This is a genomic window from Erythrobacter crassostreae (genome assembly GCF_019204045.1).
In the GTDB taxonomy this organism is placed as follows: Bacteria; Pseudomonadota; Alphaproteobacteria; order Sphingomonadales; family Sphingomonadaceae; genus Erythrobacter; species Erythrobacter crassostreae.
Genome location: NZ_JAGSPC010000002.1, coordinates 86,653 through 113,526, shown reverse-complemented (window position 1 = coordinate 113,526; position 26,874 = coordinate 86,653). Strand labels below are relative to the sequence as shown.

Annotated in this window: 31 protein-coding genes; 22 read left to right on the top strand and 9 right to left on the bottom strand. The window is 56.3% G+C overall.

The window, feature by feature from the left end:
- The first annotated feature begins 134 nt into the window (after positions 1–134).
- From ffh to KCG46_RS11195, 8 genes are all read left to right on the top strand, one after another.
- The gene (ffh, locus tag KCG46_RS11230; RefSeq protein ID WP_218405518.1) at positions 135–1,580 is read left to right on the top strand and encodes a signal recognition particle protein; all 1,446 of its coding nucleotides are present in this window, start codon (positions 135–137) and stop codon (positions 1,578–1,580) included.
- Between the two features lie 52 nt (positions 1,581–1,632).
- A complete protein-coding gene (gene rpsP, locus KCG46_RS11225; RefSeq protein WP_218405517.1) occupies positions 1,633–2,163 on the top strand; it encodes a 30S ribosomal protein S16 in 531 nt (176 codons plus the stop codon).
- Between the two features lie 9 nt (positions 2,164–2,172).
- Complete coding sequence (gene rimM / locus KCG46_RS11220) at positions 2,173–2,703, top strand: ribosome maturation factor RimM (RefSeq protein ID WP_218405516.1); 531 nt, start codon at positions 2,173–2,175, stop codon at positions 2,701–2,703.
- A gap of 4 nt (positions 2,704–2,707) precedes the next feature.
- Positions 2,708–3,658 carry a carbon-nitrogen hydrolase family protein gene (locus KCG46_RS11215; protein WP_218405515.1) on the top strand — a complete coding sequence of 317 codons (951 nt, stop codon included), beginning with the start codon at positions 2,708–2,710 and terminating at the stop codon, positions 3,656–3,658.
- Positions 3,659–3,665: 7 nt separating this feature from the next.
- Positions 3,666–3,947 carry a hypothetical protein gene (locus KCG46_RS11210; protein WP_218405514.1) on the top strand — a complete coding sequence of 94 codons (282 nt, stop codon included), beginning with the start codon at positions 3,666–3,668 and terminating at the stop codon, positions 3,945–3,947.
- A complete protein-coding gene (gene trmD / locus KCG46_RS11205; protein ID WP_218405513.1) occupies positions 3,944–4,693 on the top strand; it encodes a tRNA (guanosine(37)-N1)-methyltransferase TrmD in 750 nt (249 codons plus the stop codon). Before KCG46_RS11210 ends, trmD begins: the two co-directional genes overlap by 4 nt.
- On the top strand, positions 4,690–5,058 hold the full coding sequence (gene rplS / locus KCG46_RS11200; RefSeq protein WP_369410210.1) for a 50S ribosomal protein L19: 369 nt from the start codon (positions 4,690–4,692) through the stop codon (positions 5,056–5,058). Before trmD ends, rplS begins: the two co-directional genes overlap by 4 nt.
- Positions 5,059–5,199: 141 nt before the next feature.
- Positions 5,200–7,422 carry a S9 family peptidase gene (locus tag KCG46_RS11195; protein WP_218405512.1) on the top strand — a complete coding sequence of 741 codons (2,223 nt, stop codon included), beginning with the start codon at positions 5,200–5,202 and terminating at the stop codon, positions 7,420–7,422.
- Here KCG46_RS11195 and KCG46_RS11190 read toward each other — a convergent pair whose 3' ends face one another.
- On the bottom strand, positions 7,423–8,283 hold the full coding sequence (locus tag KCG46_RS11190) for an alpha/beta fold hydrolase (RefSeq protein WP_218405511.1): 861 nt from the start codon (positions 8,281–8,283) through the stop codon (positions 7,423–7,425).
- Between the two features lie 77 nt (positions 8,284–8,360).
- On the opposite strand from KCG46_RS11190, the gene KCG46_RS11185 reads away from it, so the two are divergent.
- The 8 genes from KCG46_RS11185 (at position 8,361) to KCG46_RS11150 (ending at position 15,281) form a co-directional block, all read left to right on the top strand.
- Positions 8,361–9,386, top strand: a complete 1,026-nt coding sequence (locus tag KCG46_RS11185) for an aspartate-semialdehyde dehydrogenase (RefSeq protein ID WP_218405510.1) — start codon at positions 8,361–8,363, stop codon at positions 9,384–9,386.
- A 5-nt stretch (positions 9,387–9,391) separates the two neighbouring features.
- Complete coding sequence (locus KCG46_RS11180) at positions 9,392–9,937, top strand: aspartate-semialdehyde dehydrogenase (protein WP_218405509.1); 546 nt, start codon at positions 9,392–9,394, stop codon at positions 9,935–9,937.
- Positions 9,938–9,956: 19 nt separating this feature from the next.
- Positions 9,957–10,607: a 2-hydroxychromene-2-carboxylate isomerase gene (locus KCG46_RS11175; RefSeq protein ID WP_218405508.1), complete on the top strand. Its 651-nt coding sequence runs from the start codon at positions 9,957–9,959 to the stop codon at positions 10,605–10,607.
- The gene (locus KCG46_RS11170; protein WP_218405507.1) at positions 10,571–11,047 is read left to right on the top strand and encodes a GFA family protein; all 477 of its coding nucleotides are present in this window, start codon (positions 10,571–10,573) and stop codon (positions 11,045–11,047) included. Before KCG46_RS11175 ends, KCG46_RS11170 begins: the two co-directional genes overlap by 37 nt.
- Positions 11,044–11,811, top strand: coding sequence for an alpha/beta fold hydrolase (locus tag KCG46_RS11165; RefSeq protein WP_218405506.1), 768 nt, complete (start codon positions 11,044–11,046; stop codon positions 11,809–11,811). Before KCG46_RS11170 ends, KCG46_RS11165 begins: the two co-directional genes overlap by 4 nt.
- On the top strand, positions 11,808–12,329 hold the full coding sequence (locus KCG46_RS11160) for a hypothetical protein (RefSeq protein ID WP_218405505.1): 522 nt from the start codon (positions 11,808–11,810) through the stop codon (positions 12,327–12,329). The genes KCG46_RS11165 and KCG46_RS11160 overlap by 4 nt, the downstream gene beginning before the upstream one ends.
- A gap of 70 nt (positions 12,330–12,399) precedes the next feature.
- Entirely contained in the window at positions 12,400–14,265 is a 1,866-nt protein-coding gene (locus tag KCG46_RS11155; RefSeq protein WP_218405504.1) for a M2 family metallopeptidase, read from the top strand.
- Positions 14,265–15,281 (top strand): YncE family protein, encoded by a 1,017-nt coding sequence (locus tag KCG46_RS11150; protein WP_218405503.1) that lies wholly within the window; start codon positions 14,265–14,267, stop codon positions 15,279–15,281. The genes KCG46_RS11155 and KCG46_RS11150 overlap by 1 nt, the downstream gene beginning before the upstream one ends.
- Positions 15,282–15,288: 7 nt before the next feature.
- On the opposite strand, the gene KCG46_RS11145 is transcribed toward KCG46_RS11150, so the two are convergent.
- From KCG46_RS11145 to rpsF, 6 genes are all read right to left on the bottom strand, one after another.
- Positions 15,289–16,791 (bottom strand): methyl-accepting chemotaxis protein, encoded by a 1,503-nt coding sequence (locus KCG46_RS11145; protein ID WP_218405502.1) that lies wholly within the window; start codon positions 16,789–16,791, stop codon positions 15,289–15,291.
- Entirely contained in the window at positions 16,788–17,120 is a 333-nt protein-coding gene (locus tag KCG46_RS11140; protein WP_218405501.1) for a hypothetical protein, read from the bottom strand. The genes KCG46_RS11145 and KCG46_RS11140 overlap by 4 nt, the downstream gene beginning before the upstream one ends.
- Before the next feature lie 91 nt (positions 17,121–17,211).
- Positions 17,212–18,648 carry an AMP nucleosidase gene (locus KCG46_RS11135; RefSeq protein WP_218405500.1) on the bottom strand — a complete coding sequence of 479 codons (1,437 nt, stop codon included), beginning with the start codon at positions 18,646–18,648 and terminating at the stop codon, positions 17,212–17,214.
- A gap of 138 nt (positions 18,649–18,786) precedes the next feature.
- Positions 18,787–19,455, bottom strand: a complete 669-nt coding sequence (gene rplI, locus KCG46_RS11130; RefSeq protein WP_218405499.1) for a 50S ribosomal protein L9 — start codon at positions 19,453–19,455, stop codon at positions 18,787–18,789.
- Between the two features lie 14 nt (positions 19,456–19,469).
- Positions 19,470–19,694, bottom strand: coding sequence for a 30S ribosomal protein S18 (rpsR, locus tag KCG46_RS11125; protein ID WP_108787525.1), 225 nt, complete (start codon positions 19,692–19,694; stop codon positions 19,470–19,472).
- Positions 19,694–20,059: a 30S ribosomal protein S6 gene (gene rpsF, locus KCG46_RS11120; RefSeq protein ID WP_218405498.1), complete on the bottom strand. Its 366-nt coding sequence runs from the start codon at positions 20,057–20,059 to the stop codon at positions 19,694–19,696. The genes rpsR and rpsF overlap by 1 nt, the downstream gene beginning before the upstream one ends.
- Before the next feature lie 215 nt (positions 20,060–20,274).
- On the opposite strand from rpsF, the gene KCG46_RS11115 reads away from it, so the two are divergent.
- Entirely contained in the window at positions 20,275–21,216 is a 942-nt protein-coding gene (locus KCG46_RS11115; protein WP_218405497.1) for a DUF808 domain-containing protein, read from the top strand.
- Entirely contained in the window at positions 21,216–21,860 is a 645-nt protein-coding gene (locus KCG46_RS11110; protein WP_218405496.1) for a glutathione S-transferase family protein, read from the top strand. Before KCG46_RS11115 ends, KCG46_RS11110 begins: the two co-directional genes overlap by 1 nt.
- Here the strand turns inward: KCG46_RS11110 and KCG46_RS11105 are convergent.
- Both KCG46_RS11105 and KCG46_RS11100 read right to left on the bottom strand, forming a co-directional pair.
- Positions 21,857–22,135 (bottom strand): hypothetical protein, encoded by a 279-nt coding sequence (locus tag KCG46_RS11105; RefSeq protein ID WP_218405495.1) that lies wholly within the window; start codon positions 22,133–22,135, stop codon positions 21,857–21,859. The two genes, KCG46_RS11110 and KCG46_RS11105, sit on opposite strands and share 4 nt — an antisense overlap.
- A complete protein-coding gene (locus KCG46_RS11100) occupies positions 22,132–23,559 on the bottom strand; it encodes a glutamate ligase domain-containing protein (RefSeq protein ID WP_218405494.1) in 1,428 nt (475 codons plus the stop codon). Before KCG46_RS11100 ends, KCG46_RS11105 begins: the two co-directional genes overlap by 4 nt.
- Before the next feature lie 55 nt (positions 23,560–23,614).
- Between KCG46_RS11100 and KCG46_RS11095 the strand changes: the two genes are divergently transcribed.
- From KCG46_RS11095 to fabG, 4 genes are read left to right on the top strand one after another with little or no spacing between them, the layout of a single operon-like run.
- Positions 23,615–24,445, top strand: a complete 831-nt coding sequence (locus KCG46_RS11095) for an LD-carboxypeptidase (protein WP_218405493.1) — start codon at positions 23,615–23,617, stop codon at positions 24,443–24,445.
- 27 nt (positions 24,446–24,472) lie between these two features.
- A complete protein-coding gene (gene fabD, locus KCG46_RS11090; protein ID WP_218405492.1) occupies positions 24,473–25,411 on the top strand; it encodes an ACP S-malonyltransferase in 939 nt (312 codons plus the stop codon).
- On the top strand, positions 25,408–25,986 hold the full coding sequence (locus KCG46_RS11085) for a hypothetical protein (RefSeq protein ID WP_218405491.1): 579 nt from the start codon (positions 25,408–25,410) through the stop codon (positions 25,984–25,986). Before fabD ends, KCG46_RS11085 begins: the two co-directional genes overlap by 4 nt.
- Before the next feature lie 60 nt (positions 25,987–26,046).
- Positions 26,047–26,799 (top strand): 3-oxoacyl-[acyl-carrier-protein] reductase, encoded by a 753-nt coding sequence (gene fabG, locus KCG46_RS11080; RefSeq protein ID WP_218405490.1) that lies wholly within the window; start codon positions 26,047–26,049, stop codon positions 26,797–26,799.
- Positions 26,800–26,874: the final 75 nt, after the last annotated feature.

Sequence of the window (26,874 nt, the reverse complement as noted above, 5' to 3'; positions counted from 1 at the left end):
GCCAACGAGGTTTCGTTCGCCGGCGTTTTTCGCGTTTACGGGAGTTTCCCAGAAAAAGTGAACAGCACTTTTTCGGTTCGGGAGGCGACCAGACAAAAATTCGTGCCGCCGCTGGCATGAGGGAGTTGAAGACGATGTTTGACAATTTGTCCGACCGCTTAGGCGGCGTCTTTGACAAGCTCAAAGGTCGCGGTGCGCTTAAAGAGCAAGACGTTCGCGATGCGATGCGCGAAGTGCGGATCGCGTTGCTTGAAGCTGACGTGGCGCTGCCGGTTGCCCGCCGCTTTATCGACGCGGTCACTGAAAAGGCGATCGGTCAGGAAGTCCTCAAAGCGGTCAGCCCTGGCCAACAAGTCGTCAAAATCGTTCATGACGAACTTGTTGAGACCCTCGGCGGACACGAAGTCGAAGGGCTAACCCTCGAAGCGAAGCCACCAATCGTGATCATGATGGTGGGTCTGCAAGGCTCTGGTAAGACGACTACGACTGCCAAACTCGGCAAAATGCTTCGCGAAAAGCATGGCAAGAAAGCCATGATGGCCTCGCTCGATGTCAATCGTCCGGCGGCGCAGGAGCAGCTTGCTGTGCTTGGCGAGCAAGTGGACGTTTCCACACTTCCCATCGTTGATGGCCAGCAACCTGTTGATATTGCACGACGCGCAATGGAATCGGCGAAGCTTCAAAATTTCGACGTTCTTCTGCTCGATACCGCTGGACGTTTGCACGTAGACGAAGCTTTGATGGCCGAAATGAAGGCTGTCAGCCAAGTTTCGACCCCCACGGAAGTGCTGCTGGTTGTCGACAGTCTGACGGGTCAAGATGCCGTCAATGTCGCGCAAAGCTTTACCAATGAAGTTCCGCTTACCGGTGTTGTTCTCACGCGAATGGACGGCGATGCACGCGGCGGGGCCGCGCTTTCGATGCGTGCTGTTACAGGTAAACCGATCAAGTTTGCCGGCACTGGCGAGAAACTTGACGCAATCGAAGCTTTCCGCCCGGGATCGGTTGCTGACCGTATCCTCGGCATGGGTGATGTTGTCAGCTTGGTCGAAAAGGCCGCTGCGACGATCAAGGAAGAAGATGCCGAGCAGCTCGCGAAGAATTTCGAGAAGGGCAAGTTCGACCTTAACGATCTTCGTATGCAGTTGAAGCAGATGCAGAATATGGGCGGTCTCGGCATGCTTGCCGGCATGATGCCCGGCATGAAGAAGGCCAAGGCCGCGATGGAAGCCTCCAACATGGACGACAAGGTGTTGCTCCACATGGATGCGATCATCGGTTCGATGACGGCCAAAGAGCGCGCATTTCCAAAACTGATGAACGCCAAGCGTAAAAAGCGCGTTGCGGCGGGCAGCGGCACGGATATCCAGACGGTCAACAAGGTGCTGAAAATGCATCAGGAAATGGGCCGCGCCATGAAGCAGATCAAGAAAATGGGCGGCCTCAAAGGCCTCGCGGCCATGTTTGGAGGCGGTGGGATGCCAGGAATGGGCGGTCCCGGTGGCGGGATGGGCGGCCTTGGCGGACCGGGCGGCGGCATGCCCGGCGGGCTTCCCGGCCTCGGCGGTCCGAAGAAATAGAATCCAATAATTAACGCAATTACAGATATTTACACTCGAAAGGTAATTTCAAATGGCAGTAGCAATCCGGCTTTCGCGCGGTGGCGCAAAGAAACGTCCATACTATCGCATCGTCGTATCCGACTCGCGCAGCCCGCGTGACGGCAAATATCTTGAGCAGATCGGCACCTATAACCCGCTGCTCGCCAAGGACGATGAAAACCGCGTGAAGCTTGACGAAGACCGCGCCAAATACTGGCTCGGCGTTGGCGCGACACCATCGGACCGGGTTCTTCGTTTCCTCGATGCTGCTGGCATTCTTGAGCGCGAAGCCCGCAACAACCCGAACAAAGGCAAGCCGGGCGAAAAAGCGACTGAGCGCGCTGAAGAGAAGGCTGAAAAGGCCGTAGCCGCTAAGGAAGCTGAAGAAGAAGCCAAGAAGGCCGCGGAAGAAGAAGCCAAGGCAGCAGCCGAAGCGCCAGCAGAAGAACCTGCTGCAGAAGAAGCGCCTGCAGACGAGGCTCCGGCTGAAGAAGCTGCAACCGAAGAAGCGCCAGCCGAAGAAGCTGCTGCTGATGACGCTGCCGAAGAAAAGAGCGAGTAAGCCGCTCAAATGCCTGAAAACAACGATGCGCGCCAGACCTTGGAACTTGCCGCGGTCACTGGTGCGCACGGTGTTTCGGGAGAGGTTCGCCTCAAATTGTTCGGGGAGGGCGTCGAGGCGCTCTCCGCGCACAGCACTTTCATCGTCCGCGATACGGGCGGGGAGCTAACGCTCAAGAAAATCCGCTCAGACAATAAAGGCGGCGCGGTTGCGCGCTTTGCCGAATGTTCCGGACGCACCGATGCAGAGAAAATGCGCGGTAGCGTTTTGACCGTTTCGCGCGAGGAATTACCTCCGCTTGAAACCGGTGAGTACTATCACGCTGATCTGATTGGCCTCTCTGTGGTTACAGACACTGGCAGCAAAGTCGGCAAACTGATCGCAATTCAGAATTTCGGCGCCACTGACGTGATCGAGATCGAGAAAGATCCGGTGCCTGCGAAAGGCATGAAGACGTTCATGGTTCCGATGACCGATGCAGCGGTCATCGAATGGGATGTGACAAGGCTTGTGATAGCCGCTGATTTCGCGGAAGACTGAGCAAATGACCACACTCAAAGTTGCCATTTGCCAAGCCGCGTCTATCCCGCTGGATTTTGCCGGTGGTATTGAGAAGGCGGTGCGTCTCGCCCGCGAAGCCATGGATGGCGGCGCGCAGTTTGTGGCATTTGGCGAGACGTTTCTGGGCGGATATCCGCTGTGGCTGGATGAGGCTCCGGGCGCGGCGCTGTGGGATCATCCGGGAAGCAAGGCGCTCCACGCGATCATGCTGGAACAGGCGATTGTGCCGAATGACGAACGGCTGCTGCCATTGCAGGAGCTGTGCGATGAGACCGGCGCGTGTATCTCGCTCGGTGCGCATGAACGGGTGCGCCAGAGCCTTTACAACAATCAATTGATGTTCCGTCCAGGCGAAGCGCCGCTGGACCACCGCAAGCTGGTGCCGACACATGGCGAACGGCTGATCTGGATGCGCGGCGATGGTTCGACGCTGGGCGTGCATCAGGCGGAGTGGGGCCGCGCAGGAAATTTGATCTGCTGGGAGCACTGGATGCCGCTCGCGCGGGCCGCGATGCACAATCTGGGCGAGACGCTGCACGTCGCCGCATGGCCGACTGTGCGCGAAGAATACGCGATAGCGTCGCGGCACTATGCGATGGAAGGACGCTGTTTTGTGCTCGCCGCAGGGCTGGTTCAGCACCGTGATGATCTGTTTGACGGGCTGGAGCGGGTTGGTGGCAACGCCGATGCACTCGCGCTGTTCAACGCCATTGAAGGCGAGCAGCTGAACCAAGGCGGATCGATGATAATCGCGCCCGATGCGCGAGTGATTGCGCAGGCTGGCGAGGGTGAAGAAACCCTCCACGCGGAGTTGGACCTAAGCGAAATCGGCGGCGCGCTGGCGAGCCTTGACACGGATGGCCACTATTCGCGGCCTGATGTGTTTGAACTCAATGTTGATACGCGGGCTAAGGATGGGGTGAATTGGGGATGATATTGACATGCTTGGTTTAGCGGCCACTCTGCTTTTGACTTTTGTGCTGACTTATCTGGCTGGATTGCTCTTGGCCAAGGCTGGACTCCCTCAGTTCTATTCGATGCTGTTCGCTCCGTCGCTTCTGCTGGTTTCGTTTTTCGGCTACTTGACTGCTTTGGACTGCCTTGGCGGCGCATGCGATTTCGGATGGTGGCCCTTCATCCGACCTGTCGTTTTCTTCGCTCTTGGCGGCGTAATCCTGAGCAGTAGTATCGCAGCTGTATTTCTCGGTCATTTCAAGAAATGACCTTCGCCGCTCAAATCCTCACCCTCTACCCAGAGATGTTCCCCGGCTCGCTCGGCCAATCCCTTGCGGGTAAGGCGCTCGAACGCGGGAATTGGACTTGCGAGACGATCCAGATGCGCGACTTTGCTTTGGACAAGCACAAGAATGTCGACTCCCCTCCGTCGGGCGGCGGGGCAGGGATGGTGCTTAAGTGCGATGTTCTTGGGCGCGGCGTCGATCATGCTATCGAGCGCCAACCGAACGCCCCGATCCTTGCCATGACGCCGCGCGGGAAGCCGATCACTCAGGACCGCATTCGCGAGATTGCTGCTGGCTCCGGCGTGACGCTGCTGTGCGGACGGTTTGAGGGTTTTGATGAACGGTTATTTGAAGCTCGGCCTCAGATCGAGCAGGTCAGCCTTGCCGACATCGTCCTTTCCGGCGGTGAAACGGCGGCGATTGCCATACTTGATGCTTGCATTCGGCTGCTTCCCGGCGTAATGGGCGCGGCTTCTAGTGGAACCGAGGAATCGTTTGAAGACGGTCTCCTTGAATATCCGCAATATACCCGACCTCAAGAATGGGAAGGGCGCACGATCCCCGAAGTGCTGCGATCTGGGGATCATGCGAAGGTTGATGCTTGGCGAAAGCTACAGTCTGAAACCGACACTAGGTTACGCAGGCCGGACCTTTGGGAACGCTATAACAGCGTTCGGGACCAGTCTGCCTCTGGCGCGCGGCGAAAAGAAAAAGGACCGGACCAGTGAACCTGATCCAGCAAATCGAAGCCGAAGAAATCGGCAAAGCAAACAAAGATATTCCTGAGTTTCAGGCTGGCGACACAGTGCGCGTCGGCGTGAAGGTTATTGAAGGTACGCGTGAGCGTATTCAGAACTTTGAAGGCGTTGTGATTGCGCGCTCTAACCGCAGCATCAACAGCAACTTCACCGTCCGCAAAATGAGCTTTGGCGAAGGTGTGGAACGTGTGTTCCCGCTTTACGCGCCAATCGTCGACAGCATCACCGTGGTTCGCCGCGGTGTCGTGCGCCGTGCGAAGCTTTACTATCTGCGTGGTCGCACTGGTAAGCGTGCGCGTATCGCGGAACGCCGGGAAAACGCTCCAAAGAGCTAAGTCACGCAATAGCGAATTTGAGAGGGCGGTTCCTGCGGGAGCCGCCCTTTTTCGTGGTTGGTAGGGCGCGCGGGCTTGCATTGCGGCGGCGCGATTGCGAGGAGTGCGGCACATTTTGAATTCAAAGGGGCTATCCTTGAAATGCGCTTATCGCTTCTCGCCGCTGCTGCCGTTGTCCTGTCCGCTCCTGCCATCGCGGATGATCACACAATGAGCGAGCCGAAAGAACTGACATTTGAGCGGGTGTTTGCTTCGCCATCACTCGATGGCTCCAGCCCTCGTCAGGCGAAACTCTCTCCCGATGGCCGGTATCTAACCTTGCTGCGCAACCGCGATGATGACCGTGATCGCTATGACCTGTGGGGCTTTGATGTCTCAAGCGGCGAATGGACTATGCTGGTCGATAGCGAAGCGCTGGGTACGGGACGTGAGCTTTCCGAAGACGAAAAGATGCAGCGCGAGCGTGCGCGCGTGGGAAACCTCAAAGGAATTATTTCCTATCAATGGGCGAGCGACGGCTCCGGCGTGCTCGTGCCGCTGGATGGCGATCTCTATTTCGCAAAGCTGGATGGCAGCGTTCAGCGCCTGACTGATACCGAGGAAAGTGAGCTCAACCCAAAGCTGTCGAGCAAAGGCGGTTTCGTGTCGTTTGTGCGTGATCGTCAGTTGTGGGTCGGCGAAGTCGGCGAAGAAGCCGCTCCGATCACTCCCAAAGAAGACGATACGATCCGTTGGGGCGAAGCGGAGTTCGTCGCGCAGGAAGAAATGGGCCGCCTCACCGGTTACTGGTGGAATGGCACTGACACGCGTATCGCTGTGCAGCGCACAGATGAAAGCCCAGTCGGCATTGTGACCCGCGCAGCTATTGGTGCGACCGGGACGAAAGTGTTCGATCAGCGCTATCCAGTGGCCGGTTCTGACAATGCGATTGTCGAACTTTACGTGATGGATCCCGATGGCGGAAATCAGGTGAAGGTCGATATCGGTGAGGAAACCGACATCTACATCGCGCGCGTTAACTGGGCCGCAGATGGCAACCTTTATGTTCAGCGGCAGAACCGCGAGCAGACCGTGCTCGATATGCTGAAAGTTGACCCTGCGACGGGCGCGAGCGAAGTATGGTTCACAGAGAAAGCCGCGCGCGAAGACTACTGGATCAATCTTAGCAACAACTACCGCTTTCTGTCGGATGGTACTTTGCTGTGGTGGTCAGAGCGCAGCGGATATGGCCAGTTCTACCGTTTCGACGGGACCGAATGGACGCAGCTTACCAGCGGTACGTCACCGGCAACTTCGCTTGTCGGGGTAAATCAGGAAACCCGTGAACTGTTCTTCCAGCGCACTGACAATGTGCTGACCCAGCAAATTTATCGTACATTCTTGGACGGCGAAACTCGCCCGACATTGATCACCGATGCGGAGTATATGAATTCGGCCAGCATGGATGGAAAAGGGCGCTCGCTTTACGTCACGCGCTCCAAGACCGATCAACCTGCGCAAAGCTATCTTGCGGATACCAGCGGTGAACGACTGACGTGGGTCGAAGAGAATGCTCTTAATGTCGACCACCCATACGCGCCATATCTCGCCAGCCACGTCGCGCCTGAATACGGCACGGTAAAAGCTGAGGACGGCACCGATCTCCATTACATGATGCTGAAACCGGAGATGGAAGCGGGTAAAAAGTACCCCGTATTCTATTACCATTACTCCGGCCCCGGGCCGCAGATCGTGGACAAAGGGTGGGGCGGTGCTCTCGCGCAGGCCGTCGTCGATAGAGGCTACATCTATTTCGCTCTCGACAATCGCGGAACCGCCAATCGCGGCGTCGATTTCGAACAACCACTATACCGCGCAATGGGCGGTGTCGAAGTTCGTGATCAGAAAGTTGGCGCAGAGTTTCTGAAGACGCTCGATTATGTCGATGGTGACAAAATCGCGCTTTATGGCTGGTCATACGGCGGATACATGACGCTCAAACAGCTTCAGGCTGATCCCGGCCTTTATGCTGCTGGTATCTCCGGTGCGCCAGTGACCAAGTGGGAGCTGTATGACACGCATTATACCGAACGCTTTATGGGCGATCCGCGCGTAGTGCCGGAGGCTTACGAAACCGCCAGCGCCATCCCCGATGCAACCAAGATCAGCGATCCGATGCTGCTGATCCACGGCATGGCGGACGATAATGTGGTGTTCGAAAACTCGTCAGAGCTGATCAGCGTTCTTCAGGAAGGCAATGTGCCGTTCGAAATGATGCTCTATCCCGGGTACACGCACCGTGTGGCGGGCGAGAAAATCTCACCGCATCTGTGGAACACGATTTTCCGCTTCCTTGAAAGCCACGGCGTTACTCCGCCGGAGTAATCAGTCTTCGAGCCATTCGAGCGCTTTTGCAGCGACTTCGCGCGGCGCTTCGACTTGCGGGTAATGCCCGACGGTTTCGATCAGGTGGTGACGGGCTTTGGGCACAGTCGTGCGCCAACGATCGTAGGCGTGCTTGCCAGACACTGGATCAAGTGCGCCGTTGATGAGGCCGATCTTGTCTTGTGCCGCGATGAGAGCGGCCTCCCAGCGCGTTTTGTGCGTCACCCTGTCGGCGATGTAATGCAGCAACTTATGCGTGATTTTGTTGCCGCCCTTGTGGCTGATGAATTCCCAGAATTGGTCAAGCTCAGTCTCTGTCGGTTGAGTGTCTGGCCCGAAGACCGCCGAAAAGCTCTTGCCAAACCCCTTGCGGCTAAACAGCAGGCCAAGCAGGAAGCCGAACGGCGACACGCCAAGCTTCTGGATTGGCCGCGCGCGGTGCTGATCGGGGAATATACCGCCGTTTAGAAAGACCATTTTACCAAGCCCCTCTGCGCCCGAACCATCTTGCTGCCGGGCGAGAAGTTCTTGTCCGACAGACACGCCATAATCATGAACCAGAGCATCAAATTCGCTAACCTTTAGATGCGCGAGCAGTGCCTCTTGAATACCGGTTTGCTGGTGGATCGAATACCCTGAGCGCGGTTTGTCGGAGAGGCCAAATCCCAGCATATCGCAAGCGATCAGATGATGTTCTGCGCGCAACGTTTCCCAAACTGGAACCCAATCCCACGCGCAGGTCGGGAAACCGTGCACCAGCAACAACGGCTTCGAATTCGTATTCTCACCTTGCCAATAGGCAATCTGATGCCCTTGATAGTTGAAATACCTCGCCTTGTTTCGCCAATCCCGAGTATCCATCTCATCACCTTATCGCTTGCCATGCCACGCTACCCGCGTAAGCGAGGCACGCAAGACATTCAGACGGAGTATGTGAATTGGGTTATCGGGTGGCAGTCGTTGGCGCGACGGGAAATGTCGGGCGCGAAATGATGATGATTCTGGCTGAGCGCGAATTTCCAATTGAGGAAGTCGCAGCCGTAGCCAGTGGCCGTTCCCATGGCAGTGAGGTCGAGTTTGGCGACACTGGCAAGATGCTCAAATGCAAGAATATCGAGCATTTTGACTGGGCAGGCTGGGACATCGCACTGTTCGCCGCGGGAAGCGGTCCTGCGAAGGAATACGCTCCAAAAGCGGCTGCAGCGGGCTGTGTCGTGATCGACAATTCCTCGCTTTACCGGATGGACCCGGACGTTCCGCTGATCGTACCGGAAGTGAATCCGGATGCGATTGATGGCTATGCAAAGCGCAACATCATCGCCAACCCTAACTGCTCAACCGCACAGCTGGTTGTTGCGCTTAAGCCGCTGCATGATGCCGCGACGATCAAGCGCGTCGTTGTCTCTACCTATCAGTCAGTATCCGGCGCGGGCAAAGCGGGCATGGACGAACTGTTCGAACAAAGCCGCGCAATCTTTGTTGGCGATCCTGTGGAACCGACGAAGTTTACCAAGCAAATCGCCTTTAACGTCATCCCGCATATCGATGCCTTCCTTGACGATGGATCGACCAAGGAAGAATGGAAGATGGTCGTTGAAACCAAGAAGATCCTCGATCCGAAGGTCAAATTGAATGCGACTTGTGTGCGTGTGCCGGTGTTTGTTGGCCATGCAGAGTCCATCAATATCGAGTTCGAAAAAGAGCTCTCTGCTGAACAAGCACAGGAAATCCTGCGGGAGGCGCCGGGCATCATGCTCGTCGATAAGCGCGAAGACGAAGGCTACGTCACCCCGGTTGAATGCGCCGGTGACAGCGCAACCTATATCAGCCGCGTCCGCGAAGACCCGACAGTCGAAAACGGCCTCTCTCTGTGGTGTGTCAGCGATAACTTGCGCAAAGGCGCAGCGTTGAACGCGGTGCAAATCGCTGAGCTGCTTGGTCGGCGTCACCTGAAAAAGGGATAAGAGAGATGCGGGCATTCTTGATCGGTTTCGCGGCGCTTTCACTGGCCGCATGCGATAGCAGCAACGTGCCTTCGCCGGCGGAACGTCAGGCAGGCGCAGCACCCGCGATCGCACCTGTTGACGAAACGCTGGTTTCGCTGCGCGGGGACGGGCTCGCCGCGGGGGCAGAAGCGTTTTACTTCGCCGCGGGTCAGAATGAAGTTACCACAGCACTCTCGGCAACGCTTGGCGCGCAAACGGGCGGCGGACCAATGCTGGAATGCGGCGCCGGACCGATGGAAAACGCTTCCTTCCCAGATGGGCTAACCGTCAATTTCAAAGACGGTATTTTCGTTGGTTGGTTTCACAACAATGGCAGCGATCAGATTGCCGTCGATGGTGAGTTTAGCATCGGGGCCGCGCGCAGTGATGTCGAGGCGTTGCCCGGCTTCGCTTTAATCGAAGGTAGCACCCTTGGTGAGGAATTCGCTTTGGGTGACCGTATCGGCGGCCTCTTTGAGGGTGACGCTGTGTCGACACTCTACGCCGGGACGCAGTGCTTTTTCCGATAGGCCGCGCTAGGGTGCCTGCATGACACTCAAAGCAGACCTGTTTTTCAGCTTCCGATCGCCGTATTCCTATCTCGCTATCGGTCGCTATCGCGCGATGGCTGACGAATATGATGTCGACATTACCTTGCGAACGGTCTGGCCTATTGCGATCCGCGATCCTGATATTCTGTTCACCGGTAATCCGAACGCACCCCGCTATATCCTGATGGATTCGATGCGTGTCGCGCAGCATTTGGGCATACCCTATCGCTGGCCTCGCCCTGATCCTGTGGTGCAGAACTTGATGACACGCGAGATCGCAGCGGATCAACCTCACATCTACCGGATCGGGCGGATGGGACAGGCCGCGACACGCCGAGGCAAAGGGCTTGCCTTTGCGGATGAAGTATCGCGTTTGATATTCTCCGGCGAAGTGGATGGCTGGAACGAAGGCGATCATCTTGCCGGAGCTGCGTCGCGTGCAGGCTTAGACTTCGATGAACTCGAAGCCGAAGCCGTGTCTGATGCAGTCGCTCTCGATGCCGAAATCGCCGAGAATCAGGCAGCGCTTGAAGCGGCGGGGCATTGGGGTGTGCCGACTCTGGTGTTCGATGGGGAACCGTTTTTCGGGCAGGATCGGATCGAGATGGGACAGTGGCGGATGAAGCAGAAGGGTTTGGTAAAGCGGTGAGTTCAAATGAATTCACCGGCGGTTGCCAGTGTGGCGCGGTGCGCTATCAAATCAAGGCTGAGAGCCTTGTCTCCTACGCCTGCCACTGCCGCGAGTGCCAAAAACAATCTGCGAGCGCCTTTGGAATCTCTGTTCCGGTGTGGAAGGCTAGTGTTACCGTTGTGGGCGATACCGGCGTATGGCGCCGCCCGACCGACAGCGGCTCACATACGGACTGCCACTATTGTAAGAACTGCGGAACACGCGTTTGCCATGCCGGGGCGAACAGGCCCGGTATGATCACAATCAAAGGCGGCTCACTCGATAGCGCATTAGAGCTTCAACCGGTCGCGCACATCTGGACAGCGAGCAAGCAGGGGTGGGTTGTGCTGCCAGTAGGCATCCCGCAATGGGAACGACAGCCGACTTCTCAAGAAGAATGGATCACACTGCTTACATGACTGATTTCGTCACCAAAACATTCGAATCATTCGACGGAACAAAGCTTGCGGTTCATCGGCAGGGTGAGGGTCGGCCGGTAATCTTGCTCCATGGGCTTTTTTCAAGCGCGGACATGAACTGGATCAAGTGGGGGCACGCGAAACGCCTTGCGGAAGCTGGGCTCGAAGCGATCATGCTCGACTTTCGCGTACATGGACGCAGCGCTTCGCCGACTGATCCTGCCGCCTATCCGAACGGTGTATTGGTCCGCGATACGGCTGCTTTGATCGATCATCTTGGATTGCCCGATGGCGAGTACGACTTGGTTGGATTCTCGCTTGGGGCGCGGACTTCGATACATGCATGCGCAACTGGTGTTCTCGGGCCGCGCCGATTGATTGCTTGCGGAATGGGCGTTGCTGGATTGGCTGAGTGGGAAAAGCGTTCAGCATTCTTCAAGCGCGTGATTGATGAATTCGATACGATCATGCGGGGCGATCCTGCATACCTATCCCGTCAATTTCTAAAGTCACAAGGCGTTGATCGTGTTGCCGCTCGCTTGTTACTGAACGCGTTCGAAAACCTTGATCCTGCGATGCTTGGCAATATCGAAACGCCGACTTTGGTCCTCTGCGGGGATAAGGACGAAGACAACGGTTCTGCCGAAGAACTCGCCGCGCTTCTTCCCAACGCTGCTTATGAAACAGTTCCGGGCGGCCACTTGGACAGCGCGACCAAACCAGAGCTTGGTGAGAAAATCGTCCGGTTCCTAAATTCGTCATGACAGTTTCTAAACGGACATTCCTTTTGTGGTTCTTCGGGGGCTTGGCCGCATTCGCGATCACACTTTACCTCCACATTCCGCTCGCGATTGATAGCGTGCCGGGCGGTATCGCAGATCACCAAAGTGCACCTGATGCCGCGACGGTTGATGCAATTCAAAACTCTTGGCGCGCAGCTGGCCTGTCCAATCAGGCCGCGATTGCGATGGTTTCTGATCTGATCTTTATTGGCATCTACGGCGTCGGGTGCGTTCTGGGCGGTCTCTACTACCGCGCTAAGGCAGCGTCGGCGCTGAGAATTCTCGGATGGCTGGCGTTGATATCCGGCGCTGTTTTTCTCGTTACGGATTACGGCGAGACTATCGCTCAGTTCATCCAACTGATGCAATCCGCCGGAGACGACGGACTTGCGAATTTTGCGTCCACCGTCAGGCCGATCAAGATGTTCACATGGTCGAGCGCGTTTCTCGCTGTCATCGCGGCGCTGCTGGTAGAGCGCTTTTCGACGAGTGACGCTTGATTCAGATGCCGCACAGGTTCAATCAACTACGCATCACAACAGATATCAATACCAAGAGGATCGCTTACCCATGAAACTCGCAAAAACTGCGCTAAAAACCTCTTTCGCTGCGCTGGCAGTGTCGCTTGCTTCCGCGCCGCTTCCGGCTTTTGCTGATGACCACGCGACTGAAGATGCGGCAGCTGCCGAATTTCCGTTGACGCCGGAAGGGGCAGCGCAATTCATTGCCGCTGCGGAAGCCGAGATGGCTGAATTCTCAACAACAGCTGCGCATATTTATTGGTTGCAGGCGACAAACATCAATTACGACAGCAACAAGCTTGCCGCCAAATACGGCGCTGAGGCGACGCTGATGAGTGTTAGGTTCGCAAACGAAGCGGCCAAATACGCGCCGATTGAAGGACTAAATCCCGATGTCGCACGGAAACTGGATATGTTGCGCAACGGTATCTCGATGCCAGCGCCATCCCGCGAAGGTGCAGCCGAGGAACTCTCCAACATCGCCACCGATCTTGGCGCACAATACGGCCAAGGCAAGGGCACACTGAACGGCGAACCGATCAGTGGATCAGACATCGAAGCCGAAATGGGAAATCTGGAGCGGACGCCTGCGGAACTCGCTGAAATGTGGGCGAGCTGGCACGACAATGTCGGCGCGCCGATGCGCGAAGATTACACTCGTATGCTCGCCATTGCCAATGAAGGGGCTACCGAGCTTGGCTTCGACAATGTCGGCACTATGTGGCGCTCCGGCTATGACATGACGCCAGAGCAGTTCGCTGCGGAAACTGAGCGTATGTGGCAGGAAGTGAAGCCGCTTTATGTTGCGCTCCACACCTATGTTCGCCGCAAACTCAATGAAAAGCACGGTGATGCCGTGCAGCCTGCGACTGGCCCGATCCGCGCCGACTTGCTTGGCAATATGTGGGCGCAGGAATGGGGCAATATCTACCCGCTTGTCGCGCCTGAAGGCGCCGGAGACATCGGTTATGACCTGACAGACCTTATCGCAGAGAAAGATCTGGATGCAGTTGCCATGACCAAGGTTGGCGAGGATTTCTTCTCCTCGCTCGGTTTCGATCCGCTTCCTGAAACATTCTGGGACCGCAGCCAGTTCACAAAACCGCGCGACCGTGACGTTGTTTGCCATGCCTCTGCGTGGAACCTCGACAATATCGACGACCTCCGCATCAAGATGTGCATCAAGCAGAATGCGGATGACTTCATCACGATCCATCATGAGCTGGGTCACAACTACTACCAGCGCGCTTATAACGATAAGGACTTCCTGCACCTGACGGGCGCCAACGATGGCTTCCATGAAGCAATCGGCGATATGATCGCTCTTTCGATCACGCCGGATTATCTGGTCCAGATCGATATGCTCGAGGCTGACCAAGTGCCGAGCGCTGACAAGGATATCGGCCTGCTCCTGCGTCAGGCGATGGATAAAGTCGCATTCCTGCCATTCGGCTTGCTCGTTGATCGCTACCGCTGGAGCCTGTTCGACGGCTCTGTCGCGCCCGCAGATTACAACACCGCGTGGACCGAACTTCGTACGGAATATCAGGGTATTGTTCCGCCAGTTGAGCGTTCTGAGGACGGATTCGATCCCGGCGCAAAATACCACGTTCCGGGCAATGTCAGCTACACCCGCTATTTCCTGGCGCGTCTGCTCCAATTCCAGTTCTACAAAGCCGCTTGCGATACTGCCGGTTGGGAAGGGCCGCTTCATCGCTGCTCGTTCTACGGCAACGAAGAAGTCGGTACGAACTTGAATGCAATGCTTGAATTGGGTGCGTCCAAGCCATGGCCAGATGCGCTTGAGGCGTTCACTGGAGAGCGCCAGATGTCGGGTAAAGCAATGGTCGAATACTTCGCTCCTCTCAAGGAATGGCTCGACGAGCAGAACAAAGGCCAAGAGCAGGGCTGGTAATGATCCGTTTTGCTGTCCCGGCGCTGTGTGCGGTGTTGATCACCGCGTGCGCGCCGGGCGGTGATGCCGCAACCGCCAGTGATGTAACAGCGGGGGAGGTTCGTCCGACCCTGTTTGTCGCTAACAAGCGCGGCAATACTCTGTCAAAAATCGATCTGGAGACTGGCCGGGAGGTGCTGCGGCTTGATAGCTGTACGAACCCGCACGAGCTCGCGACGTCGCCAAACGGAAAGCACGTTGCGCTCGCTTGTTATGGTGGGACGACGGTCGACATTTTCCAGACTGACGATCTAACCAAGGTTGCTAGTCTCGACCTTGGGGAAAATGCGCGGCCTCACGGGATCGCATGGCATGCCGGCACAGCGATCTTCGTAACCGCAGAGGGGCGCAAATCTGTATTCCGCATCACAGGTCCGCTTTCCGATACACCGGAATTTACCGAATTCAGCACAAATCAGGATGGCAGCCATATGTTGGCTGTATCCCCTGATGCTAGGACGGTGTGGACCACCGATCTTGGGTCGAAAACGGTCACACGGGTCAATCTTGACGATGCCTCTGATCTGCGCACTGTGACCGTCGGAGAGGAGCCAGAGGGCATCTCACTGGCGCCCGATGGATCCGCCCTATGGGTGTCTGCGCGAGGCTCAAATCAGGCATTCGAACTTGATCCTGCGACAATGGAAATCCGCAACACCTTAGACACGGGCGCATTTCCACTTCGCTTGTCGATCCGTCCCCAAGGCGATGTAGCGGTAACATCTGATCTTATGGATGGCGGGTTGACCGTGATCGATCTCAAGACGGCAAGAGTGGCCCGCTCAATCGAAGTATCCGGCAAAGCCGAGGCACAGCAGCGCTTTCAGGTAACTATCCTGTGGTCGGATGACGGCGAACGCATCTATGTCGCTGAGACAGCCAGTAATACGGTTGCGGAGGTTGATTATGCGAGTGGCAAAGTTCTGCGGCGCCTACCTGCGGGTGAGGGCGGAGATGGCGTCGCCATCCTTCCGTGAGACGAGTTCACGCGGCTCTTAGCTTCGCTACAAATCGTTCGGTGGAGCTTTCCAATTCCCTGATGGTTGCGGTCAACGTGGTCGCGGATTCTTCCAGCTCGCTCGATAATTGTTTTGCCGTGCTCGCTGATTGAGACAGTGTGCGGCTGCGCTCGGCCATTTCACTCACTTCTTTGGCCGCGCCGCGTGCATAGTCTTGGATCGTATTCGCCGATTGGCGCTGGTCATTAACATCAAATCTGATGGCTTTTGCTGCCTGATCAAGCTCGGCTACGGCTTCGTCAATCGCTTTGAAGCTTCTTTCAGCCTGGAGTGTGCCGGTCCTGACGCCGGTTAGGAATTCGTCGATTTCTGTCGCAGCTTGAGCAGCTTGCATCGCCAGCGCCTTCACTTCCTGTGCGACGATTGTGAACCCTCTGCCAGAGGCTCCTGCAGTGGCCGCCTCGATAGCAGCGTTTAATGAAAGCAAGTTGGTGCGTTCTGCGATCCGGACGATGGCCCGTGTCGCCTCACCGATCGTGTCTGAGTGCTGTGTCAAAGACCCGACGGACTCTCCGCCTGAGTGGGCCCGGGCAGTTGCGAGCGTGGTGAGCTCATCCTGTTGGCTCACATTGACTGCAATTTTCGCGATGGAGTCCGTCAATTCAGCGACGCCGCGTGCAACAGTATCAGCCGCTTTCGAAGCCGCATTGGCGGTGCCGCTAAAGCCCTGTGCCTGCTCTCCATTTTCCTGCGCGATTGCATCAAGCTGTTTGGTGGTTTGCTCCAACACCGCAGCAGTCGCGCTGACTGAATGAATTACAGTGGAGATTGACGACTCAAATTCACGAGAGAACGATCCAAGATCAGCTTTGCGTTGCTGCTCCTTTTCGACTTCGAATTCCTCGCGGCGTGTCCGCTCTAACTCAACGCGATGAAGTGCTTGTTGCAGCTCGCTTGACTGTTCTGTCATCAATTTTGCGTGCAATTCAGCTTGATCGCGAGAGGCGGCGATACGTTCCAAGAGTTGTTTGATTTCCAGCGATATCCAGCCAAGCACCGACCCGATCAGAAATGTTGCGAAACCATGGATCAAGACACGGCTGAGCCCCCCTCCGTCATAGAAAACCCAAGCAGGGGCTGTGTAGGCGAGCAGCAAGTGGTGAGCGATGATTGTTACGCTGGCAAATAGGATCGGTCGAACATCACACAGGACAACTAGCGAGGCCAACGCGACGAAGAAATAGAGGTGCATGTCAATCTGCAGCCCGGTGTTCTGCATCGCAAACAACAGCAGGGCGGGTTGAGCCGCGGCCAGCAGACCCATAACTGCGCGTGCGTTTCGGCCATTAGATCCGCGCAGCACACACATTGTCGGAACCACATTCAACACCGCGCTTAAGATGGCCGCTGGAATGGCAAAATCGCCAATTATGAAAGCCAGACCAAGCAACGTCGCCGTCACCAGCCAACCGCCCAACGTTATAAATACAATGCCGCGTTCCCGCAGCTCCGCCACCGAATGGATCATATCCTACGCCCTTTAAGTGAAACGGGGCCGCAACCGGGCGCTCTCGCATTTAAGGCGAGGACGCCATGCTCAAGGATTAAGTCAACGAAATCGGGCAGAGGCCCAGCCACTACGTAGCTGTTTGGCATGCTTCCCCGTGCCAGCAATTTTATATCGCCAGGTGAAAGGATCGTCGGGATAGCCTGCTCGCCCGCATCGTTCAGCGGCACCAGGGTTACCGGGCCATTTGGCTGGGGTACTAGAAACATTCCCAACAACACCACGAGCGAAACGCCCGCCTGAAGCGAAAACAACAATAGGTCCTGCAGGCGCCGTTTTGCGTCCTTCATTCGTGTGCCCTGTTTTGCCATGGGCACACTTTTGACGGGGTTTGGTTATTGCTCCGATATCGCGGCGTTGCGTAGTTCTACGTTGGTGGGTTTACCGGAATGGAGGCTCGTTGAATGCCCGCAGCTTGCGGCTATGGAGGCGATCGCCTTCATCGCGCAATCGCTTACAGGCCTCCAAACCGATCTGAAGGTGCGCGGCGATGGCTTCTTCGTAGAATTTGTTCGCCTGACCCGGCAATTTGATCTCACCGTGCAGTGGCTTGTCTGAAACACAAAGCAGCGTGCCGTAGGGCACACGGAAACGGTACCCCTGGGCTGCGATGGTCGCGCTTTCCATTTCGACCGCAATTGCGCGGCTGTGCGAGAATCGCTTGGCCGAGCTCGCATAATGCAATTCCCAATTGCGATCGTCTGTCGTCACAACGGTGCCAGTACGCATGCGCTGTTTAATGTTCGCGCCTTGCACACCCGAAACTTCTTCGGCTGCGACAGCAAGTGCTTGTTGTACCTCGGCAATCGGGGGGATCGGAATTTCCGGCGGCAGGACATTGTCGAGCACATGGTCATCGCGCAGATAGGCGTGAGCGAGGACAAAGTCGCCGATCTTCTGACTTGAGCGAACCCCGCCGCAGTGACCGATCATCATCCATGCATGTGGACGCAGCACCGCGAGGTGATCGCAGATCGTCTTGGCGTTAGAAGGTCCGACGCCGATATTTACCAGCGTAATCCCTTTGCCGTCTTCGCGCATCAGGTGGTAGGCTGGCATCTGGTGTTTGCGCCATGCGGTGTCGTTCAGCTGCTTTTGAGCGTTGTCGGTGCAATCGGCAATGTTGAGCCCGCCAGCACCGGTTAGCCCAGTATAGCTGCCATCGCTGATCTGCTGCGCACCCCAGTTCACAAACTCATCGACATATCGGTGATAGTTGGTGAACAGGATAAAATCCTGGAAATCTTCGACGCGCGTGCCGGTGTAATGCGCGAGGCGCGCGAGCGAATAATCTGTGCGCAGCCCGTCAAACAGCGACAGAGGCATATCTTCGTTCTCGTCAAACTCGATACCATCGGCCAGTTCATCGCCGATCAGAGCAAGGTCGGTCGACGGAAAGTGTTGGGCAATATCGGTCGGAGCGATTCCAACCATTGCAGCACCTGCTTCGCCATCAAGAACATAAGGAAAGGGGATTTCCTGCCGTGAGCGGCTAACTTCAACCTCGATGTCGTACTCGGCGGAAATCAAACCAAGTTGTTCGGCCAAGTAGGGACCAAACAAATCCGGACGGGTTATCGTTGTTGTATAGGTACCCGGCATTTCGAGCCGACCAAAAGCGCGGCTCCGATCCATAGGTTCACCAACACCCGAATAATGCAAAGTGAGCTGCGGATAGGCGTAACTGCCGTCTTCGCGCTTACGTTTTGGCGGGACTGTTGAGTCCTTACCGAATGCGATGACGTCTGCCCGCAATGTGGAGACAGATTCGCTGTAGATGCTTTGCAATTGTTCGATGATGGTGTTGATTGGAGTCATTCAGTCGTCCCTATGTTTGTTGTTTTTCATTGCAGTTACAGCCCGTAATAGCGCGAATTGTCTCTGTTACAAAAAGGGCGCGGAAGTCTCTCGACCGCCGCGCCCTTTTGAATGTTTGAGCGAAAGCTCAGCGGGTCATCAGCCTTCGGCTTCGTCTTCGCTGGCGGCTTCTTCAGCCGGTGCTTCGTCGCCTTCAGGAGCGGCAGTCATGCCGCCGTCTTCAAGCAGTTCAGCGGGGATTTCACCCGGCTCAAGGTTTGGATCGATGCGGTTTGCACCGGCCTGTTCCTCGATTTCCTTCTGCTCTTCTTCAAACAGCTGGGCAAGAACGTCTACACCCTGCGATTGCAGTTCGGCTTCGTCGTCCGAACGGGCGACGTTCGCTTTGACGATAACGTGCACCTCAGGGTGCAGAGCAACAGTCACATCGTGCATGCCGATCACTTTGATCGGCGCGCCCATGATGACCTGCTTCTTGTCGACTTCGTGGCCTTGCTCAACCAAGCCAGCGACCATGTCGCGGACATTGACCGAACCATAAAGCTGGCCAGCATTGGAAGCTGCGCGGATCAGAACGACCTCTGCGCCTTCGACTTTGCTACCGGCTGCTTCTGCAACGGTACGGCGCTCAGCATTCTCTTTTTCGAGACGCTCACGGTTCGCTTCAAATACGGCCTTGTTGGCGTTGTTTGCACGAAGAGCTTTCTTCTGCGGGAGAAGGAAGTTGCGAGCGTAGCCGTCTTTCACAGTGACAACGTCACCGATCGTGCCGAGCTTCTCGACGCGTTCAAGAAGAATGATATCCATGATGTATTCTCCTCTTACTTCACAATGTACGGCAGAAGGCCGATGTGACGCGAACGCTTGATCGCTTTGGCGAGTTCACGCTGCTTCTTTGCAGAAACGGCGGTGATGCGCGAAGGCACGATCTTGCCACGCTCGGACATAAAGCCCTGTAGCAGGCGCACGTCTTTGTAATCGATCTTGGGGGCATCCTTGCCAGAGAACGGGCAGGATTTGCGGCGGCGGAAAAACGGGCGTGCCATCAGTCGCGCTCCTCACGGTCTGAACGGCGCTTACGATCGCGCTCGTTTTTGCGCATCATTACGCTTGGACCTTCTTCGTGCTCTTCGACACGAATGGTCATGTAACGAATGACGTCTTCGTTAATACGGGTCTGGCGCTCGAGTTCCTCGACAACGGTGCCCGGAGCATCGATGTTGAGCATCACGAAGTGAGCCTTACGGTTACGGTCGATTTTGTAGGCGAGGGTTTTGAGACCCCAAGTTTCGGTCTTTGTGACCTTGCCATCGTTTTTCTCGACGATTTCGGTGGCCGTAGCCGCCAGCGCATCGACTTGAGCCTGGCTCAAATCCTGACGCGCGAGAAAGATATGCTCGTAGTGAGCCATCTCGCTTCCTTTCATATTAATGCCGATCGCTGACTTGTCCGTCCGGATGACGGGGCCCCTCCGGCTTTCTTAAACACCACTCCAGAAAGAGCGGATGCGCGCACATAACTGGTTTTGGTGTGAATGCAAGCTCTGTGGGGCTTTACGTCGCGCGCCCTTGCGAGGAAGCGAAGAGCCGATATGAAGGTGAGGCTCATATCATACAGGGGAAGTTTGTGCCTTCAGGATTAGTCGCACTTTTTGACGATGTCGCAGTAATCGCCCGCGCTGCAGCGGCATCGGTTGATGATATCGCCGCCGCGGCGGGCCGCGCTGGTTCCAAGACCGCTGGCGTAGTCATCGACGATGCGGCGGTAACGCCGAGCTATGTGACAGGCCTATCACCTGCGCGTGAGCTGCCGATCATCTGGAAGATTACCAAGGGCAGCCTGTTCAACAAACTCGTAATTCTGCTGCCCGGCGCAATCCTGCTTTCAGAGTTCCTGCCTTGGCTTATCATATGGATATTGATGCTGGGCGGAGCGTTTCTCTGTTATGAAGGCGCCGAAAAGGTGCTTGAAAAGCTCGGTGGAGCTAAGCACGGAAAAACGCTTGAAGATGAAATTCAAGATCCCGTTGAGTTCGAAAATCAAAGGGTTTCAGGTGCGGTGCGAACGGACCTGATCCTTTCTGCAGAAATCATGGCGATCACTCTGAGTGAGCTCGATTTGCCGACATGGTGGGAAAGAGGAATTGCTCTGGCGCTTGTGGCGATTGCTGTCACAATTGTCGTATACGGCGCAGTCGCGATTATCGTGAAGCTGGATGATATCGGTTTGTCGATGAGCAAAACTGGCAGTCAGTTTAAGCGCAATTTCGGACATGCGCTGGTCAATTCGGTGCCTAAACTTCTGATCGCGCTGTCGTTTATCGGCACAATTGCGATGCTCTGGGTGGGCGGCGGCATTATTGTCCATGGCACCCACGAGGTTGGCTTCCATTTGCTTTATGACATCGCACATGGCGCGGAATATTGGGTGGCAAGTGTCACAGGCGCTCTGTCGGGAGTAGCGGGCTGGGTAACCTATGCCGCAATTTCTGGTGTCATCGGGTTAATATTGGGCGCGATCATTGCTTTCGTTCTTCACAAGGTATTTGGCTTTGAAGGCGCGCATTGATGGCTGATCGGCCGACGCTTTATACCTGTTCTGGATCGCGCGGATTGCGAGCCACTTGGGCAGCGGAAGAAGCAGGCGCCCAAATCGATCTGAAAATGCTACCTTTTCCGCCGCGCTATCTCGCTCCGGAATATCTCAAGATCAATCCACTCGGCACTGTTCCGCTGTTGATAGACGGCGATGCTCGCCTGACAGAAAGCTGCGCCATCGCGCACTATCTGGCGACGAAGGATGGAATGACCGATCTCGCCATTGCTCCGGGCGAGCCGGACTATGCCGAATATCTGGATTTCACATACCACGCCGATGCAACGATCACATTCCCGCAAACGGTCTATATGCGCTTTGCCATTTTCGAAAAGGACAAGGGCTGGGCTGAGGCAGGGCAGGCCTATGCCAAGTGGTTTCACAAGCGATTAGTGAAGGTTGAACAGAGGCTTGAGGGGCGTGATTTCCTGTGCGCAGACCGATTTACTGTCGCGGATATCTGCGTTGGATATGCTCTGATTCTGGCGGAAAAGGTCGGTTTGGACGAGGGCGTTCCAGAAGCACTTAAAGAGTACAGAGAGCGACTGACCGGACGAGAGGCCTACAGACGCGGGGTTGAACGCGAAGAGGCAGGGCTAAAAGCGCTCAAAGTCTAGTCGCTTGCTTCGGCCAAATCGGTCCCGCATTTTCCGCAGACTTTGTTTGGCCACGGAACCACGAAAATGCCGCGGAAGAATAGGTTCTTTCCGCAGGTCGTGCAGTTCATTCTCAGCATGGGCCGATTGGCGGCGACCAAGCCGATGATCGCGATTGCAAACGCAATCGTTGAGTGTCCGAAAAACTGATCAATCACGAGCACCAACAAGATGGCGATGGTAAGCGCGCCGAGCATCCGTTTCGCATGCGCTAAGGCGGACTGATAGGTTGTCATTCGATTGCTTCGAAGATGGATTGCGCAAACTCGCTCAAAGTGTCGTCGCGCGCGCCCATGACGACGATCCGGTCACCAGCCTGCGCAATCTCTGCAATCCGCGTTCCGCAGTCTTTGCGCGAACCGACGTGTTCTGCGTTTCCACCTTGCGATTTGATCAGGTCAATGATCCGCTCGCTTCCCTGACTGCGATCAACGGTACCGCCGAAATAGACCGGGTCGCACATGATAGTCAGGTCATCCGGGCCAAGCTCTTTTGCAAACGTCTCGGCCAGCTCATCGCCCATCTGGCGCAGCGGGCCATAGCCATGCGGCTGGAAGAACGCGATCACACGGCCCGGAGAGGATTTGAGTGTGCGGAGCGTCGCCGCGCATTTCTCTGGGTTATGACCGAAATCATCGATCACGGTGATGCCGTTTTCGCTCGTCCCGACAACATCGAACCGGCGGGCCAAGCCTTTGAATGATTGGAGCGCGTTGACGGCCTTGCCAACTTCAATTCCCGCCGCACTAACCGCAGCAACTGCTGCCAAAGCATTGGACAGATTGTGCATACCCGGCATCGGCAGGATGAGTGGCACCGTCTCGCCTGACCGGTTGTCGATCACCGCAGCACGAATCTCCAAAGCGCCCTGATCAATTGTCGCGGTATCGACGGTGATATCAGAATCACCGTTTTCGATACCAAAGCTGACCAGTTGTGATGCGCGGCTCGCCAGATTGCGTGCCTCTGCATTGTCGAAGTTTATCACTGCGCAGCCGGAGGAAGCGAGGTAATCACCAAACAGAACTCTCAATTCCTCGATACTTTTATGATCGAGGCTAACATTGAGAAGAACGCCGATTGTCGGGCGGTAAAGCGCAATCGAGCCATCGCTTTCATCCACTTCGCTTACGAACACACGCGGATTTCCGACGCGGGCGCTCGCAAAGGGATTATCGGTATCAGCGAAGTTCTTCATCACCGCGCCGTTCATAACGGTAGGGTCATGATCAACTTCGGACAAAATCCAGGAAATCATCCCCGTTACAGTCGATTTTCCCGAAGTCCCGCCGATTGCGACTGAATACCCCGCTTCATTGAAGAAGGCTGACAGCAATTCCGCGCGGCTCATGCGGGCACAGCCTAGCTCTTTTGCGCGCTTTACCTCGGGCACCGTATCCTCGACTGCAGCAGACGCGATCAGGATCTGATCGGCCGAGGTTATGCCGCTGCCATCCTGTGGATGAAGCGCAAAACCGTTGTCCGCGAGCCATGCGAATTTGTCAGGCGTGTGTCCTTGATCGCGGCTCCTATCGGAACCTGCGATGTCGTGGCCTAGTCCGTGCGCGATCTGGGCAAGGGGAAGCATCCCCGATCCGCCTATCCCGCAAAAGAAAAAGGGCCGTCCATCGAGGTCCGGCCTATCAATCCCGTTATCCATAGGCAGCACGGATATTGGCTTGCACGCGCACTGACAAGCAAACTAGGTGTAAAGAATGACGAAAATCGCGATCTGTGCACCGGCGACCCCGATTACCCGCGAACATGCGAAGGCATTGGAGGAGATGGTTGCTGCCGAATTCCCGCAAACGGAAGTGACGTTTCACGATCAATGTTTTGAGCGTGAAGGGCACTTTGCAGGAAATGATCTGACACGGCTGACCGCTTTGCTTGATTGCGCCAACGACCCTGCGTTTGATGCCGTTTGGTTTGCCAAAGGCGGCTATGGTTCAAACAGGATTGCAGAAGCCGCGGTGACTCGGATGAACGAGGCAGCGCGGGCAAAGACCTATGTCGGCTTTTCCGATTGCGGATATCTGCTTGCCGCGCTGTACCGCAACGGGATCGGGCAATGCGCTCATGGTTCGATGCCGGTCAGCGCGCGGTCGGAAAATGGCCGGAAAGCTGTGCGGCGGGTTCTGCAATGGCTGAACGGGGACAATAGCGGCCTTGAGCCGAGCTTGGACGGGACAAGGCCTGCGGTGGCCTTCAACCTTATCACGCTCGCGATGGTTTCGAACACGCCGATGATGCCGGACCTTTCCGGTCACATTGTGATGGTGGAAGAGGTCAGCGAGCATCTTTATGCGATTGACCGGTTGTTTTTCCATCTCGCCGGCAGCTTGCCGCGGATTGCAGGTCTGAAATTGGGCGCGGTTACGGACATTCCCGAGAACTATGTCGAGTTCGGACAAACAGAGGAAGAAATTGCCCGGTTCTGGTGCGAGCGGGCAGGGGTTCCCTATCTCGGAAGGGCGGAAATCGGACACACATCTGCCAACAAGGTCGTACCCTTCGGACTTGCCAGTCCATCCCGAGCTACGTAACCGCGCAAGCTCAACAGGAGGATATTGATGCGTGCATTCGTGTTTCCCGGACAGGGCAGCCAGAAAGTTGGAATGGGCAGCGAGTTGGCATTGGCTAGCGGCGCGGCTCGTGCAGTGTTCGAAGAAGTCGATGAAGCGTTGGGGCAGAAGCTTTCTGCGATCATGCGTGACGGTCCAGAGGATCAGTTGACCCTTACCGAGAATGCGCAGCCCGCGATTATGGCCAATGCGATTGCGACTTTGCGTGTTTTGGAAAGCGAATTCGGAGTAAAGCTCGCCGATAAAGGCTCCGGTGTCGCGGGCCACTCGCTTGGGGAATACACTGCCCTGTGCGCCGTCGGAGCGTTTGATCTGGCCACAACTGCGCGGCTGCTCAAACTACGCGGACAAGCAATGCAGGCGGCGGTGCCGGTGGGTGAGGGCGCGATGGCGGCTTTGCTGGGTGCGGACATCGAGAAAGCAGCTGCTCTGGCTGAGGTAGCTGCCGAAGGCGAAGTCTGCGAGATCGCCAACGATAATGATCCAACACAAGTGGTTATCTCCGGTCAGAAGAGCGCGATCGAACGCGCTATCGGTCTGGTGAAAGATCACGGGATTAAGCGCGGCATTCTGCTGCCGGTTTCCGCGCCATTCCATTGCTCGATGATGCAGCCCGCCGCTGATCGCATGGCCGAAGCGCTCGGCGAAACACCTCCGGGTGCGCTCTCAATGCCGCTCTATGCCAATGTTACGGCGGCGAAGGTCAGCGACCCTGCCGAGGAGCTGGGCCTGTTGGTCGAACAAGTCACTGGCCGCGTGCGCTGGCGGGAAAGTGTTCTGGCGATGAGCGCTGATGGCGTTGAGAGCTTCGTAGAGCTTGGCGGAAAAGTCCTCGGCCCGATGATTGGCCGGATCAACAAAGAGGCTTCCTCGACCAGTCTGATAACGATGGAAGACATCGAAGCATTTGCGAAGGATGTCACGTGATGCGCTGGATCACGACACTTTCCTTGGCTGCGACGGCGGCATTTGTTCCTGCACAAGCTGCGGCTCAAGTAACAGAAATGTTGGCATGTAGTGATACCGGCTACACCGATGCGGAGCAGGCTACGATTGATCGATACATCGCCAACTTCGAAATTGGCGATGATAGCGACACGCAGCCTTTGGGTGATGCGCTGCGTCGCCGAATAACCGAATGCGCCGGAGAAGGGGCTAGCGAGACGACTTTGGTTATGCTGTCGCAGCACCAATTCGCACTGCTTTCGGAGCGCGGAATTGCAGCGACACGGCCAGATGTTGTCGGTGTAGTAACGCGGATAGATACCGAGCTTTCGCAGCAAGATAACGAGCGCTTTATGGCGCTGTTCGAAAAACTGGTGTTCGGCGGTGCAGGCCCCGGTGCGGGCGATAATCTCAATGCCGAAGAAGCAGCGTGGTTTGAGAAAACTCTGATCGGCGAACCTGTTGGCGCAACTGTCGAGCAATCTGAGCTTATCGGCGGTTATCTTGCTGCCAAGTTGCTGCGCGATCGCGCTGTCAAGGCGCTCGAAGCCTTATAAATAGAACCCGTCTTTGGCAGTTTTGGCCCGACAAACAATTCAAGTGGTGAGGAGACACCCATGTTTTCACTTTCAGGAATGAACGCGCTGGTTACCGGCGCAAGCGGCGGTATCGGTTCGGCAATTGCGATTGCGCTGGCCAAACAAGGGGCGCGGGTCGCGCTGTCCGGCTCTAACGGACAAAAACTGCGCGGATTTCGTGAGCAGTTGATCGAAGAGCATGGCGGCGATCACGTCGAGATTACCTGCAACCTCTCGGATACGACACAAGTCGAGGAGCTGATCCCTGCGACGCTCGACACGATGGGCGGGATCGATATCCTCGTGAACAACGCCGGCATCACGCGCGACAACCTCGCAATGCGGATGAAGGATGATGAGTGGGATGATGTGATCCGTATCAACCTCGAGGCGACATTCCGCCTGATGCGCGCAAGTGCCCGTCCGATGATGAAGGCGCGCTTCGGCCGGATCATCAACATCACAAGCGTTGTCGGCGCGACCGGTAATCCGGGCCAGATGAACTATATCGCTGCGAAAGCAGGCGTCACAGGTATGACCAAAAGCTTCGCTCAGGAGGTCGCGTCACGCGGGATCACGGCAAACTGCGTTGCGCCCGGCTTTATCCGCACCGCGATGACAGCGGCGCTGGACGAAAAGCAGACAGACACGATCAACGCCAAGATTCCGGCGGGCAAAATGGGCGAGGGCGACGATATCGGTGCAGCAGTGGCCTATCTGGGCAGCCGTGAAGCCGGTTACGTCACCGGACAGACCATTCATGTGAATGGCGGCATGGCGATGCTTTCTTAGGGCTGAGAAGAGGCTGAGAGGGCTCTCCTGCAGCCTTACGCCCCCCTTATCCCCAGAGGAGTCCGCAATTCACGA

Excerpts from the sequence above, each read along its gene's own strand:
- rpsF (WP_218405498.1), bottom strand. The coding sequence starts at position 20,059 with ATGGCTCACTACGAGCATATCTTTCTCGCGCGTCAGGATTTGAGCCAG.
- fabG (WP_218405490.1), top strand. The coding sequence starts at position 26,047 with ATGTTTTCACTTTCAGGAATGAACGCGCTGGTTACCGGCGCAAGCGGC.
- KCG46_RS11100 (WP_218405494.1), bottom strand. The coding sequence starts at position 23,559 with ATGGATAACGGGATTGATAGGCCGGACCTCGATGGACGGCCCTTTTTC.
- rpsP (WP_218405517.1), top strand. The coding sequence starts at position 1,633 with ATGGCAGTAGCAATCCGGCTTTCGCGCGGTGGCGCAAAGAAACGTCCA.
- trmD (WP_218405513.1), top strand. The coding sequence starts at position 3,944 with ATGACCTTCGCCGCTCAAATCCTCACCCTCTACCCAGAGATGTTCCCC.
- KCG46_RS11195 (WP_218405512.1), top strand. The coding sequence starts at position 5,200 with ATGCGCTTATCGCTTCTCGCCGCTGCTGCCGTTGTCCTGTCCGCTCCT.
- KCG46_RS11210 (WP_218405514.1), top strand. The coding sequence starts at position 3,666 with ATGCTTGGTTTAGCGGCCACTCTGCTTTTGACTTTTGTGCTGACTTAT.
- KCG46_RS11160 (WP_218405505.1), top strand. The coding sequence starts at position 11,808 with ATGACAGTTTCTAAACGGACATTCCTTTTGTGGTTCTTCGGGGGCTTG.
- KCG46_RS11190 (WP_218405511.1), bottom strand. The coding sequence starts at position 8,283 with ATGGATACTCGGGATTGGCGAAACAAGGCGAGGTATTTCAACTATCAA.
- KCG46_RS11110 (WP_218405496.1), top strand. The coding sequence starts at position 21,216 with ATGGCTGATCGGCCGACGCTTTATACCTGTTCTGGATCGCGCGGATTG.
- KCG46_RS11180 (WP_218405509.1), top strand. The coding sequence starts at position 9,392 with ATGCGGGCATTCTTGATCGGTTTCGCGGCGCTTTCACTGGCCGCATGC.
- rplI (WP_218405499.1), bottom strand. The coding sequence starts at position 19,455 with ATGGATATCATTCTTCTTGAACGCGTCGAGAAGCTCGGCACGATCGGT.
- KCG46_RS11155 (WP_218405504.1), top strand. The coding sequence starts at position 12,400 with ATGAAACTCGCAAAAACTGCGCTAAAAACCTCTTTCGCTGCGCTGGCA.
- rimM (WP_218405516.1), top strand. The coding sequence starts at position 2,173 with ATGCCTGAAAACAACGATGCGCGCCAGACCTTGGAACTTGCCGCGGTC.
- KCG46_RS11175 (WP_218405508.1), top strand. The coding sequence starts at position 9,957 with ATGACACTCAAAGCAGACCTGTTTTTCAGCTTCCGATCGCCGTATTCC.
- KCG46_RS11165 (WP_218405506.1), top strand. The coding sequence starts at position 11,044 with ATGACTGATTTCGTCACCAAAACATTCGAATCATTCGACGGAACAAAG.
- ffh (WP_218405518.1), top strand. The coding sequence starts at position 135 with ATGTTTGACAATTTGTCCGACCGCTTAGGCGGCGTCTTTGACAAGCTC.
- KCG46_RS11145 (WP_218405502.1), bottom strand. The coding sequence starts at position 16,791 with ATGATCCATTCGGTGGCGGAGCTGCGGGAACGCGGCATTGTATTTATA.
- fabD (WP_218405492.1), top strand. The coding sequence starts at position 24,473 with ATGCGTGCATTCGTGTTTCCCGGACAGGGCAGCCAGAAAGTTGGAATG.
- KCG46_RS11095 (WP_218405493.1), top strand. The coding sequence starts at position 23,615 with ATGACGAAAATCGCGATCTGTGCACCGGCGACCCCGATTACCCGCGAA.
- KCG46_RS11105 (WP_218405495.1), bottom strand. The coding sequence starts at position 22,135 with ATGACAACCTATCAGTCCGCCTTAGCGCATGCGAAACGGATGCTCGGC.
- KCG46_RS11215 (WP_218405515.1), top strand. The coding sequence starts at position 2,708 with ATGACCACACTCAAAGTTGCCATTTGCCAAGCCGCGTCTATCCCGCTG.
- KCG46_RS11135 (WP_218405500.1), bottom strand. The coding sequence starts at position 18,648 with ATGACTCCAATCAACACCATCATCGAACAATTGCAAAGCATCTACAGC.
- KCG46_RS11140 (WP_218405501.1), bottom strand. The coding sequence starts at position 17,120 with ATGAAGGACGCAAAACGGCGCCTGCAGGACCTATTGTTGTTTTCGCTT.
- KCG46_RS11150 (WP_218405503.1), top strand. The coding sequence starts at position 14,265 with ATGATCCGTTTTGCTGTCCCGGCGCTGTGTGCGGTGTTGATCACCGCG.
- rpsR (WP_108787525.1), bottom strand. The coding sequence starts at position 19,694 with ATGGCACGCCCGTTTTTCCGCCGCCGCAAATCCTGCCCGTTCTCTGGC.